Genomic DNA, 15118 nt, shown 5'->3' with positions numbered 1-15118 from the left:
GGGGGTCTGACGGATTTTTCGGGGGGCGTTTCTTCACCTGTTTTCTGTCTTCATGCGGTGGGTGTTTGTTGTGCGTCGCTGGCATGCCGATCGAGGAGGATGAGGAACGATGTCTACCCACAGAGCCCGCAACTCGAGAACACTGCGGATGAAGAGCCGGATCATGGTCGCGGCCACCGCAGTCGGGGCTTTGACGATTGCCACGCCGGCGGTCGGCGAGGCCCAGCCCGCTCCCCAGAACGGATTCGGGAGCAGCGCGAACGGCGGCGCAAACGGCGGACTCTCGGGTCTGGGCAGCAGCATCGGCGGGAACGGTGACGCCGGCTTCGGTAGCGCCGCGGGGCCCGGAGGCGCCAACGGGGGCGTCGACGCGGGCAGCGCCGGTAACCTCGACTTGGCGAACCTCGCACAGACCGCGTTGGGCAGCCTCGCGAATCTGGGCACAGGCAGCCTCGGCGGCGGGATCGACGCCGGGAGCGTGACGGATGCGATGCCCGAACTCGGCGTCGGCAGCCTCGGCGAGGCGGATGCCGGCAGCCTGGGCGACACCGGAAGCGACTCGGGAGCCGGCAGTGCCGGAGCGGCTCCGGGCGCGGGCAGCCTCGAACTAGGACTCGGTGTCATCGGTGACCTGACCGCAGGCAGCGCCGGGGAGGTCGGGGGCGGTAGCGCCGATACCGGCAGCGACGCCTCCGGGAGCGGCGATGCCGGAAGCCTCGCTGATCTGGGCTCGGGAAGCGGCAACCTCGACCTGGCCGCTTTGGCGCAGCTGGCGCTGGGCAGCTCCGGCGACGGCGGAGTCGACCTCGGAAGCCTCGCGGACCTGGCACTCGGCAGCCTGGGACTGCCCGCCGGCAGCGCCGAGCCGACCCTCGACTTGGGCAGCTTGGCCGAGTTGGCCCCGGGGAGCGTGGACCTACCTGCAGGAAGTGGCGATCTCGCCGCCGGCAGCGGCGACCTGGATCCGGGCAGCTTGGGTGAGGCTGCGCTGGGGAGTTTGGCGCTTCCGTTCGGGAGTTTGGCTCTGCCGGTTGTCGGTAGTGCGGCGGCGCTCGGGTCCACGGGGGATGAGGGCAGCGCCGGTGGTGCCGACGTGGGGAGTGCGGACCTCGGTGGTCTGGTGGATCTCGGGAGCCTGGCGGATCTCGGTTCGGGTAGCGAGGGGGGCATCGATTCCGGTAGCGGCGACACCGGTAGTGGCGAGTTGATTTCGGGTAGTGGCGATCTGGATCTGGGCAGCCTCGCGGACCTCGCGCTGGGGAGCTTGGATTCGGGTAGTGCGGACGCGGGGAGTGCTGCGGAGTTGGATCCGGGCAGCTTGGGTGAGGCTGTGCTGGGGAGTTTGGCGCTTCCGTTCGGGAGTTTGGCTCTGCCGGTTGTCGGTAGTGCCGCGGCACTCGGGTCCACGGGCGACGCGGGCAGCGCCGGTGGTACCGATGTGGGTAGCGCGGACCTTGGTGGTCTGGTGGATCTGGGGAGCCTGGCTGACCTGGGGTCGGGCAGCGATTCCGGTAGCGACACCGGCAGCCTGGAGACCGGTAGTGGTGAGTTGAGCTCCGGCAGTGGTGATCTCGACCTGGGTAGCTTGGGTGAGCTTGCGCTGGGAAGCCTGGGTGTCGATCTGGGTAGCCTGGCTGACCTGGGGTCGGGCAGTGATTCCGGTAGCGACACCGGCAGCCTGGAGACCGGTAGCGGTGAGCTGACAGCCGGCAGTGGCGATCTGGACCTGGGCAGCCTGGGTGAGGCTGCGCTGGGTAGCTTGGCGCTTCCGTTCGGAAGTTTGGCTCTGCCGGTTGTCGGTAGTGCCGCGGCGCTCGGGTCCACAGGGGATGCGGGCAGCACCGGTGGTACCGATGTGGGTAGCGCGGACCTTGGTGGTCTGGTGGATCTGGGGAGCCTGGCTGACCTGGGTACGGGCAGTGATTCCGGTAGCGACACCGGCAGCCTGGAGACGGGTAGCGGTGAGCTGACAGCCGGCAGTGGCGATCTGGACCTGGGCAGCCTGGGTGAGGCTGCGCTGGGTAGCTTGGCGCTTCCGTTCGGAAGTTTGGCTCTGCCGGTTGTCGGTAGTGCCGCGGCACTCGGGTCCACGGGGGATGCGGGGAGCGCCGGGGGTGCCGGTGTGGGGAGTGCGGACCTTGGTGGTGTGGTGGATCTGGGGAGCCTGGCTGACCTGGGGTCGGGCAGCGATTCCGGTAGCGACACCGGCAGCCTGGAGACCGGTAGTGGTGAGTTGAGCTCCGGCAGTGGTGATCTCGACTTGGGTAGCTTGGGTGAGCTTGCGCTGGGTAGCTTGGCGCTTCCGTTCGGAAGTTTGGCTCTGCCGGTTGTCGGTAGTGCCGTGGCACTCGGGTCCACAGGGGATGCGGGCAGCACCGGTGGTACCGATGTGGGTAGCGCGGACCTCGGTAGCCTGGCGGACCTCGGTTCGGGCAGTGCCTCCGGCAGCGGCACGGGCAGCGGCGGGCTGACCGCAGGAAGCGGTGACCTCGGCTTGGGGAGCCTCACGGACCTCGCCCTCGGCAGCCTCGGACTGGGCAGCGCCGGTGAAACCGAGGCCGGTAGCTCCGAGAACGGCAGCGCCGGTGGCGGCGAAGCAGGTAGCTCCGACCTGGGCAGTGCAGTCCTCGGGAGTGCCGCGGTAGGCGGGCTGGCTCTCGGCAGCACCCTTGCCGGTGGCGGAACCCTCGGCAGTGCGGCACTCGGGAGTGCCCTCGCCGGAGGCGCCGCACTCGGCAGCACCCTGGCCTCGACCGGCAACGCCGGCAGCGGTGCGAATGCCGAAGCCGAAGGCGCGGGCACTGGGAATATCACGCAGCCGATTGCCGCCCAGGCAGCCGCTCTGCAGAACGTGAGCGCGCCCGCCGCGGCGCAGCAGGGGGGCGCTCAGATCTCCGCGGTACCCGTCGGCGGCGTCGAAGCCGGTGACAAGGGCGCCCCGAGCGACACCGCGGGGCGGGGGCTGCTGCTGGGAACCGCACTGCTGCTGGCAGCCACGGCCGGAACGGCCGCAGCCACCGGACGCCACCGCCGCAAGCAGTAGGCAGTGAGTTCGACCGTGAACGACAAGCCGACAGGCCGGTTCCGGAGATCGTCCGGAACCGGCCTGTCGGCCGTTCTTGCCGGGGCCCTCGCATGCGGATTCCTGCTGGCCAGTTGCGCCGCACCCGAATCGGCCGTCCCGGCACAATCCGGTCCGGCACCCACGACGTCAGCCGCCGCCCCGATCGTGTCCGGTCCGGAAAACGCGGTGCTCCGCCCCGACCGACTCGTCGTCGCCGCGATCGGAGTCGACACCGAACTCGTCGATCTCGGGCTGGAGCCGGACGGCACGCTCGAGGTGCCGCCCGGAGCATTCCCCGCCGGATGGTATTCCGGCTCACCGGTTCCCGGCGAACGAGGTCCCGCGATACTCGCCGGCCACGTCGACTGGGGCGGTGAGCCCGGCGTGTTCCTTCGCCTCCACGAACTGATACCGGGAGACACGATCGACACGATCCGATCCGACGGGGTCACGGCTGTGTTCCGGGTGACGAGAGTCGACCGCTACGCGAAAGCGGAGTTCCCGACCGCGGCGGTGTACGGCAACATCGATCACCCCGGGCTCCGGCTGATCACATGTGGCGGCGAATTCGACACTGCTGCAAGAAGCTACCGCGACAACACCGTCGTCTTCGCCGACCTCGTCGAGGAACGTGTGCAGTCGGCGCAGTGATCACGCAGACGTGCGCCGCCCCCACCGGAAGTACGACAGGGGGCCGATGAAGTTGACGGCGATGATCGCGGCCCACCTGCGCTTGCTGCCGTTGACCTCGTCGCGCGGCCGGGTCGCGAGATCCGCCCACGCGGTCGCCGCCAGGCTCAACTGGACCGAGCCGGCTGCGATGATCACCGCGCGCTGAATCGGGCTCATCTCCGACCACTTCTTCTTCGCCATGGGGCCTTTCCTTCCGTGTCCACAGGTCGACGTCCGCGCTGGTCGAACGCCCTCCGTTCTTCCTACCGGACGACGACACGACGCGGCCGGGCCACACGCGCAGGACGCGCGAAGAGAACGGCTGGTCTGTAGCCTGTCGGGCGAGAACCGGCCGCCCGAAGCCGGGAACGGAGCGGAGAGTGCCGATGGCTGACCTGGTGGTGTTCGGTGACGTGTTGACGATGGACGACGCGAATCCGCGAGCGACTGCGGTTGCCGTCGAGGACGGGCGCATCGTCGCAGTCGGGGCCGACGCCGACGTCGCCGGATTCATCGGCCCTCGGACCGTCGTCCACGACGTCGGAAACGCTTGCATCATGCCGGGATTCATCGAGGCGCACGGTCACCCTCTGAACGAGGCGGTCCTGCTGGGCGAGCCCGTCGTCGATATCCGCCCCGTCACGGTCCCCGACGCCGACGGCGTGCTCGCCACGATCGCGCAAGCCGTCGCGGACGCCGGCCCCGAAGGCGCCGTACTCAACGGCTGGGATCCGCTGCTGCAGAAGGGGCTCGACGAGCCCACTCTGCAGTGGATGAACGAGCAGTCGCCGCACAAGCCGTTGATCGTCCTGCACAACTCCGGACATGCCGCCTACTTCAACTCGACCGCCGCGGCCGCCGCCGGCGTCACCGAGGACACTCCCGATCCGGAGGGTGCCCGCTTCGGGCGCGACGCCGACACCGGTGAGCTCACCGGTGTCGCATACGAGTCGGCGGCCGTGATCGCGATCGCCGGCCCGGTGCTGGCCTCGGCGGCGGGACGATTCCCCGACCTGCTCGCGGCCGAATCCGCGCGACTGAACGCTGCCGGCGTCACCACCGTGAGCGAGATGGCGTTCGACCCGGGCGCGGGTGACGAGATGGTGCGGCAGGTCGGGATCAAGATCTGGTCCGACGGTTCACCGTGGATCGGGAACATCGCGCTCAGCTTCGCTTACCTGGACACCCCGGCCACGCGCGCACTAGGCATGGCCTGCAGTCACGGCGGAGCCAACTACACGGGCGAGCAGATCCTCGAGATCAGCACCCCGTACTACGAACAGGGCTGGCAGATCGCGTGCCACGCGCATGGCGACGACGCGATCACAATGGTCCTCGACGCGTGGGAGCAGATGCTGTCCGCGAACCCGCGTGACGATCACCGACTGCGCCTCGAGCATGTCGGTGCGATGCGCCCGGACCAGTTCCGACGCGCCGCCGACCTGGGGGTGACCTGCAGCCTGTTCGTCGACCACCTCTACTACTGGGGTGACGTCCTCGTCGACGATCTGTTCGGTAGCGAGCACGGCGGGCACTGGGCCGCCGCGGGTTCGGCGCTGGCTGCCGGTCATCGCATCTCGTTCCACAACGACGGTCCGGTCACGCCGACCGATCCGCTGCGCAACCTCGCGGACTCCGTCACCCGGCGTTCCCGCGGCGGGCGGGTGCTGGCGCCCGAGGAGCGCATCCCGGTGGAGGCGGCGCTGCGCGCCCAGACCGTCGACGCGGCCTGGCAGCTGTTCAGTGAGGATTCCATCGGCGCGTTGAAACCTGGGATGCACGCCGACCTGGTCGTCCTGTCGGCGAATCCGCTCGCTGTGGATCCCGAGCGGATCGCGGACATCGAGGTGCGAGCCACGGTGTTCGCCGGCGCCACGGTGTACGGCAGCCTGAGCTGACGACGAAGAACACCGCCCGGGAATCCCCGGACGGTGTTCTTGGTCGAGCCGTATGGCGATGAGTGCGGTCAGCCGGCCTGCTGCTGCGGTGCCTCGGCCTTCGGCTTGCGGAGCTGCGTGAGCCCCAACAGGGCCGCGGTGACGACGAACCATCCGCCGATCACGAGCAGTCCGTGGCCGACGCCGGTGCCGCCGAAGTAGACGATCGAACGGGTGGCGTCGACGGCACCCGCGCCGATCCAGAAGTGGCTGAGTGCGGACCAGAAGCCGGGTAGGAAGTCGGCGGGGAACGCGCCACCAGCACTCGGGAAGTTCACGAAGATCATCAAGACCATCACGACCATGATCGCGGCCTTGCCGAACACCCGGTTGACGAGGATGCTCACCAACCCCACGACGATCGTGTAGGCGATCACCACGGCGAGCAGCGCGAGACTGGCCGCGAACGACGCGCCGTAGAAGCCGACGAAGATCGCCGAGACCAGATATGCGGCGAGCACACCGACCACCGACATCACGCCCAGCACACCGAGCTGCTGACGCAATCGCATGCGCGGCGCCACCTGGGAGAGCACGGTGATCGTCAGGTACCCGACGATCGTGCAGACCATGACGAGATAGAACAGGCCGGTGCCGGTCGGATCGTCCGCGGCGAGCGGCGCGTGGTCGACCACGTTCAGGTCGACGCCCTGCGCGGCGGCGAGCGGCTGTGCGAGCCCCTCCGCCGCCTGGACCCGCATCGTGCCCTCGGCGGACGCGATGTGCAGGTTCATCGTCGGACCCAGCTCGATCACGCCGGCGATCTCGCGGTTCTGCAGGCGATCGATCGCGCCGGTCGCGTCCGTGGAGGTCTCGAGGTCGAACTTGTCGCCGACGGTCGGAGCGAGCCGGTCGACCAGCGCGGTCGTGGCGGACTCGGGGCCGACGACGACGATCTCCACGTCGCGCGGCGCGGGGTTGTGGAACGCGCTGACATAACAGAGCGCGAACATGACCGCGAAGAACAGCGGAAACACCATCGATTCGACGACGGTGCGCCACTGGGTGGGACCGCCGGCGGCGCCGTCGGGTGCGCCGTGGTCGAGGTGGAGCGCGGGGGCGACCGCCTCGGTGTCGGCCTCCATGGCTCGGTCCCAGTCGTCGTGGCGCTGATCGGTGGTGTTGGGCATCCGCATCGCCCTTTCTGAATCGTCGAAATGTCAACACTGTTGACGAGACGGATAGTCAACAGTGTTGACGACCGGATGTCAACACTGTTGACGTAGGCTCTGCGGCAAGGTTGGAATCGGACACCTCCGAGCGAAGGACGATCGATGACCGTCGAGACACCCGAACCCCACGCCCGCGCGGGCACCGCCCACAACCGCGAAGCGGTGCAGGCGGCTGCCGCGGAACTGTTCGCCGAGCAGGGTTTCGCCGCCACCGGGGTCCGCGACATCGCTCGGCACGCCGGCGTCGATCCGGCGCTCGTCATCCGCTACTTCGGCTCGAAGGAGAAGCTCTTCATCCGGACGATGACGATGTCCGACGCCTTCGTCGAGGTGGTGCAGGGCCCACTGGACGGATTGGGTAGGGCGCTGGTGGATTTCGTCGTCCGACGGACGCGGCGGCAGCAGGCGGACAAGCCGACGGCGGTCTATGCCGCCCTGGTGCGTGCGTCCGACCGGCCCGTCGTGCGAGAGCACCTGCAGGAGGCAATCGACCAGATGATCGTCGCGCCACTGGCTCCGCGTCTGATGGGCGAGGATGCCGAGCTGCGCGCGCATCTGCTGGCCGCGCAGCTGTCCGGACTCATGGCCGCGCTCTACGTCATGGAGAGCCCGTGGCTGCGAGCAGCGCCGATCGACGACATCGTCGAACGCTACGGCGCCGCTCTGCAGGTGCTCGTCGACCGCTGACGCCGGCGACTGTTCCGCTGGATGGGAACCCCGGCGCGCCCCGCCCGGCTCCGTTGAAAGATGGTGTGAATCACATCGGCTTGCGAAAGCGGTGTGGATCACATGACCGAGAGGGGCGAATGTGGGCGTGACGGGCTTCGACGAGGAATTCGATGTGGTGGTGGTGGGATCCGGCGCTGCGGGCGCCGCCGCCGCGCTCGACGCGCATCAGGCCGGCGCCACGGTTCTGGTCGTCGAGAAGTGCGACGAGGCGACGGCGGGCGGCAACACCCGCGTCTCGGGCAGTGGCTGGTGGGTCAACCGGGACCCGGAGCGGGCTCGCATCTTCCTGCACGCGCTGAACGGTCCCTTCCCCGTCGCCGAGGACGTCGTCGAGGCGTGGGCGAGCGAGACGGCCGAGATCTCACCGTGGCTCAAAGGGCTCGGCGCGGACGTCGCCATGAGCGGCGACTACCACACGGAGCCCGAATACCTGGAGCTGGAGGGCAGTGACTGTTACGCCGGGATGGACACCGTCGGCGGCCGGATGGGCAACGGACTGCTCCACGACTTCCTGCGCCGCGCGCTCGCGGAGCGTGGCATCGAGACCCGGTTCCGTACGCCCGCCGTCGAGTTGATCGTCGACGCGGGAGCGGTCGGCGGCGTCGTCGTGGAGGGGCCCGCCGGGCGCCGACGGATCGGCGCGCGTGGCGGCGTCGTGCTGGCCACCGGGGGATTCGCGGCCGATCCGCAGATGGTGCGGGACTACCTGCGGGTCGAGGACCACGTGCTGTGGGGATCACCGGCCTCGACCGGCGACGGCCACCGCATGGCGCAGGCGGTGGGCGCCGACCTGTGGCACATGGACAACATGATGACCATCACCGGGGTGCGGGGCGACGACGAGTTCGGGCACTACCTGGCGCTGTGGAACGCCCACAATTACCTGTGGGTGTCCGGCGACGGGCGCCGTTTCACCGACGAGAGCTCCGAGCCCAAGCACGGCCACACCGCCCGCGGTGGCGCGTACGAGCTGTTCCCGCTGCGCCCCTTCCACCTGATCTTCGACGAGCAGATGCGGACGGCAGGTCCGCTCAGCCCGACGCCCGACGTGCTCCCCGTGGGCTGGAACCTGCTGATGAACGGGAGCCGGTGGAGTGTCGACAACAGCGCGGAGATCGAGAAGGGCTGGATCCGCCGCGCCGACTCGATCGCCGAACTCGCCGACCTGATCGGGGTGGACGCACAGACGCTCGAGCGCACCGTCGAGCAGTACAACGCGGCGTGCGAGGCGGGTCGGGACGACCACTTCGGGCGCGAGCCGCAGACGCTGGGCGCCGTGACGCAGGCACCGTTCTACGTGCTCGAGGTGACGCCACTGCTGGGCTGGAGCAACGGTGGCCCTCGCCGGGACGGGCGAGCGCGCGTCCTCGACACCCGGGGAGAGGTCATCGCCGGTCTCTACGCCGCCGGTGAGGTGAGCTCGACCTACAGCTGGCGCAAGGACGGCGGCTTCCACATCGCCGACGCCCTCGCGTTCGGTCGGGTGGCCGGCCGCGACGCCGCTGCCCGGGCCTGACGTGCACCGGTGGCTCCGCCGCTCCGGCGGAACCACCGGATTCGGGGGAGTGCGCGACACCCGATAACATCCAGGTCGGCTGGCCGATCCCGTGTCGAGCGGCCATCGATGGACGGCGCGGATGGGAGCGGGTGTGCAGGAACAGGAGCCACGGCGTGACGGCGTCGCCGGTCAGCAGGAGCTGATCGCTCAACTGCCGCCATACACCGAACTGCTGTGGCCCACGCTCCAGGCGCTCATCGCGTTGGGCGGATCGGCGTCGAACAACGAACTCGACGGCGCCGTGGTCGAGCGCCAGGGGTGGTCCCCGGAGTTGCAGGGGGTTCTGCACGGTGAGGGGCCCGGAACCGAGGTCGAATACCGGTTGGCTTGGGCCCGAACCTATCTCAAGGGAATGGGTCTGCTCGCGAACAGTCGGCGGGCGGTGTGGAGTGTCACCAAGCAGGGGCGCGCGGTCACCGAACCGGAATTACGGCCGCTGCTGTTGGCCTTCACCGCCGACAAGCGTCGGCAGCGGCTCAGCCGCAAGGCCAATACACCTGACGCGCAGGTGCTTCCGCTTGCCGACGCCGAGACCGACACCACGCCGGATTCGGCCTACAACGACGCCGACACGGCCGCCTGGAAGTCGACGGTGCTCGAGGCGGTGCTCGGCATGTCGTCCACGGCGTTCGAGCGTCTGACGCAGCGCCTGCTCCGGGAAGCGGGATTCTCGACCGCGACCATCACCGGGCGGACCGCGGACGGTGGTATCGACGGCATCGGTATGTGCCAGATCTCGCTGCTGAGCTTCCCCGTCGCCTTCCAGTGCAAGCGGGTGAGCGGCAGCGTCGGCGCCGGGGCGGTGCGAGATCTGCGCGGAGCAATGGCGGGCCGGGGGGAGAAGGGCCTGCTGATCACGACCGGCACGTTCACCAGCGAGGCCCGGGCGGAATCGCGGCGCGACGGTGCGCCGCCGGTGGATCTGATCGACGGGGACCGGCTCTGTGAACTGCTCAAAGAGCACGGGTTGGGTGTGCAGACCCGGACCCGTGTCGTCGAGGACGTCGCCGTCAACACCGGATTCTTCGCGGGCCTCGAGTCGAGCTAGTGGTACCGAAGTCACCGATGTGACTGACGGAACCAGAGTGGCTGTGGTGGAATAGCCGTCGAATCGACAAGTGCGGGCGCCGAATCCGTCGCCGCACACCCCAGTCCCGGCGATGCGAGGTTTCACGGTGCAGGTTTCCAGGCGAGAACTCTTCAAGTACGCGGCGGCAGGCACCGCGGCAGCGGGGCTCGCGGCGCTCGCAGGACCGTCGGTCGCGAACGCCGGGCCCGCGACCCTGATCGACTACTCGGCCGGCGTGCCGTCTCCGCTGGGCATCCGTGCGGCCGGCCACGTGGGCGCGATCAGGTACGTGTCGGATCGGCGTCCGGGTGCCGAGTGGATGCTCGGCAAGCCCATGCAGTTCGGTGAGGCCGCGGCCATGGCGGCGTTCGGCCTGCAGATCGTCTCCTGCTACCAGTTCGGCAAGGGGCAGACGTCGGACTGGCGCGGCGGCTTCGACGCCGGCATCCGCCACGCGCAACGCGGACTGGAGTTGCACCGGGCTGCCGGCGGCCCCGAGAACTGCCCGATCTACGCGTCGATCGACGACAATCCGTCGCCGTGGGAATTCGACAACCTCATCGCGCCATACCTGCGGGGCTGGGAGGAGGTCCTCGGGCGGCGGAACGTCGGCGTGTACGCCAACACGCCGACCATCGACCGTTGCCTGCGCGCCGGGATCGGGGGACTGTTCTGGCAGCACAATTGGGGATCCCCGGCCGGCTACGTGCATCCGGCCGCGCACCTGCACCAGTTCGAGATCGACAAGCGACAGATCGAGGGCATCGGCATCGACCTCAACTCGATCCTCAAGCCGCAGTACGGTCAATGGTCGGCGCAGAAGCCGTTCTTCCTGTCATAGTCGAGGAATCGATCCCGGGAGAATCCATCCAACGATGGATTGTGGCCGCGGAATTGTGAGACCGCCGGATACGTAAAGCTAAGGTAATGGCATGTCTGTCGTCTACAACATCCTCGTCGCCGTGCACCTGCTGGGCATGGCCGCGATCGTCGGTGGTTACCTCTCGGTCCTGAAGGCCCCCCGGATCAGCGAGGTGATGGTCTGGGGCGCGCGCATCCAGCTGCTGTCGGGCCTCGTCATCGTCGGCCTCGGCGAAGCCGTCGATTCGCTGGGCAAGGACTACGACCATGCCAAGATCGGCGTCAAGCTGCTCATCACGCTGATCATCGTCGCCGTCGCAGAGATCGGCCGGGCTCGCCAGAAGCGCGGCGAAGGCAACCCGAACTTCGCGCACATCGTGGGCATCCTGGGCATCGTCAACGCCCTGATCGCGGTGCTCTGGACCAGCTACTGACGAACTCGTCGCACACGAGAACGGGCGCCCTCCGCGTACGGAGGGCGCCCGTCGTCGTTCCCGGGTGCTGATCAGCCGGGCAGCTTCGCCATCTTCTCGCGCCACACACGTGCATCCTCGGGCAGGTTGCCCGCGGCCTCCGCATGCTCGCACCACTTCTTCGCCATCGCGAAGAAGTTCATCGGGTTGTAGGCGTCCTCCTCGTGCGACCAGAGGTCGTCGCCCGCGTAGTGGAGGATCGTGATGTTCGCGGCGCCGTGTTCGGTGCCGTCACCGGGATCCTCCATCGGGTTCTGGATCTCGCAGATCACCCAGCCGCGTTCGACGTCGACGACGTGCCAGGAGGCGGGGAACTCGGGCATGCGGTTGCCCGGGAACGCGGTCATCGTGCGCGTCACCCAACGGCGAATCTCCTCGCGGCCCTCGAATCGGCCGAATGCGTGCTCGAGGTAGGTGGCGTCCTCGGTGAACATGTCGGCGAAGAGATTCCAGTCGCCGGTCTGCGTCGCTCGCACGACGGTCTTCTGGTAGTTCTCGAAGGCTCCTTCGAGTTCTTCGCGGGTCCACGGCATGGCTGCGCTCCTCGTGGTCGATGCGGTCGCCCGCCTCGCACGCGGACTCACCTGCAACCTAACGCACGCCTGGAACGTGTTTCAGTTTTTTGCCTGATTCGGGTGGGTTTTCAGGTGCCGTGGAGTTCGGTCCATCGGCCGAAGGGCGGCGGGCCCTCCCCGAGGACCTTCAGACCGTGTTCGGGTGTGCCCGTTGCCGCGTCGGCATGCTTGACGTGCATCCACTGGTACCCGTTGAGCACGTGTTCCTCGGAGGTGGTCGTGTTGACGACCACGTGGTCGCCGTTGGCCCGCTGTTCGAGCGACCAGCCGCTGTCCGGGCCGGCGAGTACCCACCACTTCTCTCTGCTCATGGTCGTGACTCCCGTCTGGAGTGACTTCACATGCTTCCTCAACGCTACCGCGCCTGCGGAGTGAAACAAGTTGGACGGATGTTCCGATACGCCCGGTGTCGGTCCGGTTCGCAAGAACCGGTCGGCTACCGTTATCGGTCCGAAACCGCTACGACTCGGAGGCTCTCGTGGATTTCCTCATCAACCTGTTCTACGCGATCGCTGCGAACCTGTACCTGGGTTCCTCGGACGGGTCCTCGGGCGGCGGCCAGCAGTAGGACGCCACGAGAACCACGAAGGCCCGCAACCGGATCCCCGGTTGCGGGCCTTCCCCGTATTCGGACGGCCGTCAGGGATGCTGCGTCCCGGCGGCCGCCGGGCGGGCCTTCGGGATGAGGAACGCGAACGCCAACGACACCAGGGCGGCGACGATCGCGATGACGAACGTCGCGCGGAACGCATCGAACGAGGGAATCGTGGCGGTCCCCAGCGTCACGGTCATGCTCGCCAGGACGACGCTGATGACAGCGGCCGCGCTGGACGTGCCGATCGACCGCATGAGGGAGTTGAGACCGTTCGCGGCGGCGGTCTCCGACACCGGGACGGCACCGATGATCAGCGCAGGCATCGACGAGTACGACAGTCCGACGCCCGCGCCGATGATCATGCCGCCGACGACGATCATCCACACCGAGGACGACAGGAAGTACACGAACGTATAGCCCAGGCCGACGACGACCGAGCCGACCATGAGGGTGAAACGCGGTCCCCGCCAGGCCGAGATCTTGGCGGAGACCGGCGAGAGTGCCATCATCACCATCCCGCCCGGGGCCAGCGCGAGGCCCGCCGTGACCATCGAGAGCCCGAGTCCGTACCCGGTCGATTCCGGCGCCATGAGCAACTGGGGCAGCGTCAGGGAGTTGCCGTACATCGAGAAGCCGATCGCGATCGACGCGAGGTTGGTGAAGAGCACGTGCGGACGGGCGGACACTCGCAGATCCACGAGCGGCCGCGCCGTGCGCAGCTGCAGGAATCCCCAGGCCAGGAACAACACGAGGGATCCTGCGAGCAGGCCGAGGGTGAGTGGGTCGCTCCAGCCCCACGTGCCGCCCTTGGTGATGGGCAGCAGGAACAGGATCAGCGCCGCGCTGAGCCCGATCGCGCCGACGAAGTCGAATCGGCCGGGGTTCCGGACGGAGGATTCCGGGATGACGGCGGCGGCCAGTGCCGCACAGACGAGGCCGAGTCCGGCCGACATCCAGAACAGCACGTGCCAGTCGGCCACCTGCGCGACCGCTGCCGCGATCGGCAGGCCGATCGCGCCGCCGACGCCGAGGGTGGCGCTGACGATGGCCATCGCGCCGGCCACCTTCCGGGGAGGCAACTCGTCGCGCAGGATGCTGATGCCGAGCGGGATCACCCCCACCGAGGCGCCCTGCAAGGAACGACCGACGATGAGCGGGATGAGGGAGTCGGCGAAGGCACACACCACGGACCCGGCGACGACCAGGCCCAGGCTGATGACGAGGACCTTCTTCTTGCCGAACATGTCGCCGAGCCGGCCGCTGATGGGGGTGACCACGGCGGCGGCGAGGAGAGTGGCGGTGACGGCCCACGACGCGTCCGCCGGTGAGGCCGAGATCAGATGTGGCAGTTGGGGAATGATCGGGACGACGAGCGTCTGCATCAGAGAGACGACGATGCCGCAGAAGCCGAGAATCGCGACGATGGCGTTGCCGGATACGGATGGGGTCGTCTTCACCGTCGAGGACGCGACGGGTGTGGACAAGGAAACTCCTCGAAAGAAACTGCAGAAAGAGAAAATTGGAAGAATGTGTACCGTACACATCGGGCGCCGTACCGCACAACGCGGACATTGCGGGCAATCGAGGTGGAAGGGGTCGGGTTTGTCCGACGAAGACCGGACCGTAGCGGGCGTCGAGTACGAGTTGATGCTCCTGTCGCGCTACCACGCCCTGTCGTGGCAACGGGGACAACAGACCCTCGACCGCTCGGCCTACCTGATCCTCGCGCGCCTGGAACTCGATCGTTTGATGAGCCTCAAGGAACTGGCCGAGGCTTTCCTCCTCGACATCTCCACGGTCAACCGTCAGGTGGGGGCGCTCGAGCGACACGAACTGGTCGAACGCATCGCCGATCCGGACGGCGGTGTGGCGCGCAAGATTCGAGCCACGGAGACCGGCCTGGCGCGCCTGCGAGCCGATCGTGATCTCAACCGCGACGGTGCCGAACGGGTACTCGAGGACTGGGCCCCGGACGAGATCGCGTTGCTCCACGATTTGCTGGTGCGGTTCAACCGGGATGTCGAAGCGCTCGAGGGTCGAGCCTGGCCGAGGCCGGAGTCCGACTAGGACTGGACGTGCAACGTCGTCGACTCGGCGAGGTCCGGTTCGTCGGCGACGACCACGAGGGTCGGATGTTCGTCGGGTGCCTGCCCGACGCCACGCCAGGCCAACAGCGACCAGCGGGACAGTCCCGACAGCACGGAACCGATGCTGCCGAACGACAGCGAGGACATCGCCGACCCGGCGGAGCCGACGGAACCGATCGACAGGACCGACCCGATGGATCCGATCGACAGGATGGAGCCCACGCTGCCGATGCAGAGGATCGATCCCTCCGATCGGATCGACAGGATGGATCGTCGGGAGTGCAGTGAGCGGATCGACTTCGTCATCTCGGCCATTCCCCGGTCTA

The 15118-nt window shown here is 68.2% G+C and carries 15 protein-coding genes; 9 read left to right on the top strand and 6 right to left on the bottom strand.

The window, feature by feature from the left end:
- Window positions 1-109 precede the first annotated feature (109 nt).
- The gene (locus PSS76_RS10345; protein ID WP_337456169.1) at window positions 110-3043 is read left to right on the top strand and encodes a beta strand repeat-containing protein; all 2934 of its coding nucleotides are present in this window, start codon (window positions 110-112) and stop codon (window positions 3041-3043) included.
- 3 nt (window positions 3044-3046) lie between these two features.
- Window positions 3047-3715 carry a class F sortase gene (locus tag PSS76_RS10340; RefSeq protein WP_013415357.1) on the top strand — a complete coding sequence of 223 codons (669 nt, stop codon included), beginning with the start codon at window positions 3047-3049 and terminating at the stop codon, window positions 3713-3715.
- Here PSS76_RS10340 and PSS76_RS10335 read toward each other — a convergent pair whose 3' ends face one another.
- Window positions 3716-3937, bottom strand: coding sequence for a PLDc N-terminal domain-containing protein (locus tag PSS76_RS10335; RefSeq protein ID WP_005514534.1), 222 nt, complete (start codon window positions 3935-3937; stop codon window positions 3716-3718).
- Between the two features lie 185 nt (window positions 3938-4122).
- Here PSS76_RS10335 and PSS76_RS10330 point away from each other — a divergent pair, with 185 nt between their 5' ends.
- The gene (locus tag PSS76_RS10330) at window positions 4123-5634 is read left to right on the top strand and encodes an amidohydrolase (RefSeq protein ID WP_443147372.1); all 1512 of its coding nucleotides are present in this window, start codon (window positions 4123-4125) and stop codon (window positions 5632-5634) included.
- 68 nt (window positions 5635-5702) lie between these two features.
- Here PSS76_RS10330 and PSS76_RS10325 read toward each other — a convergent pair whose 3' ends face one another.
- Window positions 5703-6803, bottom strand: coding sequence for an ABC transporter permease (locus tag PSS76_RS10325; RefSeq protein WP_013415359.1), 1101 nt, complete (start codon window positions 6801-6803; stop codon window positions 5703-5705).
- 144 nt (window positions 6804-6947) lie between these two features.
- Between PSS76_RS10325 and PSS76_RS10320 the strand changes: the two genes are divergently transcribed.
- From PSS76_RS10320 to PSS76_RS10300, 5 genes are all read left to right on the top strand, one after another.
- The gene (locus PSS76_RS10320; RefSeq protein WP_005514528.1) at window positions 6948-7532 is read left to right on the top strand and encodes a TetR/AcrR family transcriptional regulator; all 585 of its coding nucleotides are present in this window, start codon (window positions 6948-6950) and stop codon (window positions 7530-7532) included.
- 121 nt (window positions 7533-7653) lie between these two features.
- Window positions 7654-9090 carry an FAD-dependent oxidoreductase gene (locus PSS76_RS10315; protein WP_064058054.1) on the top strand — a complete coding sequence of 479 codons (1437 nt, stop codon included), beginning with the start codon at window positions 7654-7656 and terminating at the stop codon, window positions 9088-9090.
- 133 nt (window positions 9091-9223) lie between these two features.
- Window positions 9224-10180, top strand: coding sequence for a restriction endonuclease (locus tag PSS76_RS10310; RefSeq protein ID WP_013415361.1), 957 nt, complete (start codon window positions 9224-9226; stop codon window positions 10178-10180).
- A gap of 112 nt (window positions 10181-10292) precedes the next feature.
- Window positions 10293-11042: a DUF1906 domain-containing protein gene (locus PSS76_RS10305; protein ID WP_005514525.1), complete on the top strand. Its 750-nt coding sequence runs from the start codon at window positions 10293-10295 to the stop codon at window positions 11040-11042.
- 91 nt (window positions 11043-11133) lie between these two features.
- Window positions 11134-11496, top strand: a complete 363-nt coding sequence (locus tag PSS76_RS10300) for a hypothetical protein (protein ID WP_005514524.1) — start codon at window positions 11134-11136, stop codon at window positions 11494-11496.
- 71 nt (window positions 11497-11567) lie between these two features.
- Here PSS76_RS10300 and PSS76_RS10295 read toward each other — a convergent pair whose 3' ends face one another.
- The 3 genes from PSS76_RS10295 to PSS76_RS10285 all read right to left on the bottom strand — a co-directional run bounded on the left by PSS76_RS10295 (window position 11568) and on the right by PSS76_RS10285 (window position 14249).
- A complete protein-coding gene (locus PSS76_RS10295) occupies window positions 11568-12068 on the bottom strand; it encodes a nuclear transport factor 2 family protein (protein ID WP_013415363.1) in 501 nt (166 codons plus the stop codon).
- Window positions 12069-12178: 110 nt separating this feature from the next.
- Window positions 12179-12421, bottom strand: coding sequence for a hypothetical protein (locus tag PSS76_RS10290; RefSeq protein ID WP_005514519.1), 243 nt, complete (start codon window positions 12419-12421; stop codon window positions 12179-12181).
- Window positions 12422-12749: 328 nt separating this feature from the next.
- Entirely contained in the window at window positions 12750-14249 is a 1500-nt protein-coding gene (locus tag PSS76_RS10285; RefSeq protein ID WP_080559270.1) for an MFS transporter, read from the bottom strand.
- Window positions 14250-14307: 58 nt separating this feature from the next.
- On the opposite strand from PSS76_RS10285, the gene PSS76_RS10280 reads away from it, so the two are divergent.
- Window positions 14308-14772 (top strand): MarR family winged helix-turn-helix transcriptional regulator, encoded by a 465-nt coding sequence (locus PSS76_RS10280; RefSeq protein WP_005514516.1) that lies wholly within the window; start codon window positions 14308-14310, stop codon window positions 14770-14772.
- Here PSS76_RS10280 and PSS76_RS10275 read toward each other — a convergent pair.
- A complete protein-coding gene (locus PSS76_RS10275; protein WP_337456167.1) occupies window positions 14769-15107 on the bottom strand; it encodes a hypothetical protein in 339 nt (112 codons plus the stop codon). The genes PSS76_RS10280 and PSS76_RS10275 overlap by 4 nt on opposite strands.
- Window positions 15108-15118 lie beyond the last annotated feature (11 nt).

Origin of the sequence: Prescottella sp. D32 (assembly GCF_037287305.1) — a bacterium.
In the GTDB taxonomy this organism is placed as follows: domain Bacteria; phylum Actinomycetota; class Actinomycetes; order Mycobacteriales; family Mycobacteriaceae; genus Prescottella; species Prescottella equi.
The sequence above is the reverse complement of the archived record's forward strand: the minus strand, read 5'-3'. Positions and strand labels throughout refer to the sequence as shown.

Bases quoted from the DNA above. Each gene is read 5' to 3' on its own strand.
- PSS76_RS10275 (WP_337456167.1), bottom strand. From the start codon at position 15,107: ATGGCCGAGATGACGAAGTCGATCCGCTCACTGCACTCCCGACGATCC.
- PSS76_RS10285 (WP_080559270.1), bottom strand. From the start codon at position 14,249: ATGTGTACGGTACACATTCTTCCAATTTTCTCTTTCTGCAGTTTCTTT.
- PSS76_RS10305 (WP_005514525.1), top strand. From the start codon at position 10,293: ATGCGAGGTTTCACGGTGCAGGTTTCCAGGCGAGAACTCTTCAAGTAC.
- PSS76_RS10300 (WP_005514524.1), top strand. From the start codon at position 11,134: ATGTCTGTCGTCTACAACATCCTCGTCGCCGTGCACCTGCTGGGCATG.
- PSS76_RS10290 (WP_005514519.1), bottom strand. From the start codon at position 12,421: ATGAGCAGAGAGAAGTGGTGGGTACTCGCCGGCCCGGACAGCGGCTGG.
- PSS76_RS10330 (WP_443147372.1), top strand. From the start codon at position 4,123: ATGGCTGACCTGGTGGTGTTCGGTGACGTGTTGACGATGGACGACGCG.
- PSS76_RS10345 (WP_337456169.1), top strand. From the start codon at position 110: ATGTCTACCCACAGAGCCCGCAACTCGAGAACACTGCGGATGAAGAGC.
- PSS76_RS10335 (WP_005514534.1), bottom strand. From the start codon at position 3,937: ATGGCGAAGAAGAAGTGGTCGGAGATGAGCCCGATTCAGCGCGCGGTG.
- PSS76_RS10295 (WP_013415363.1), bottom strand. From the start codon at position 12,068: ATGCCGTGGACCCGCGAAGAACTCGAAGGAGCCTTCGAGAACTACCAG.
- PSS76_RS10325 (WP_013415359.1), bottom strand. From the start codon at position 6,803: ATGCCCAACACCACCGATCAGCGCCACGACGACTGGGACCGAGCCATG.
- PSS76_RS10320 (WP_005514528.1), top strand. From the start codon at position 6,948: ATGACCGTCGAGACACCCGAACCCCACGCCCGCGCGGGCACCGCCCAC.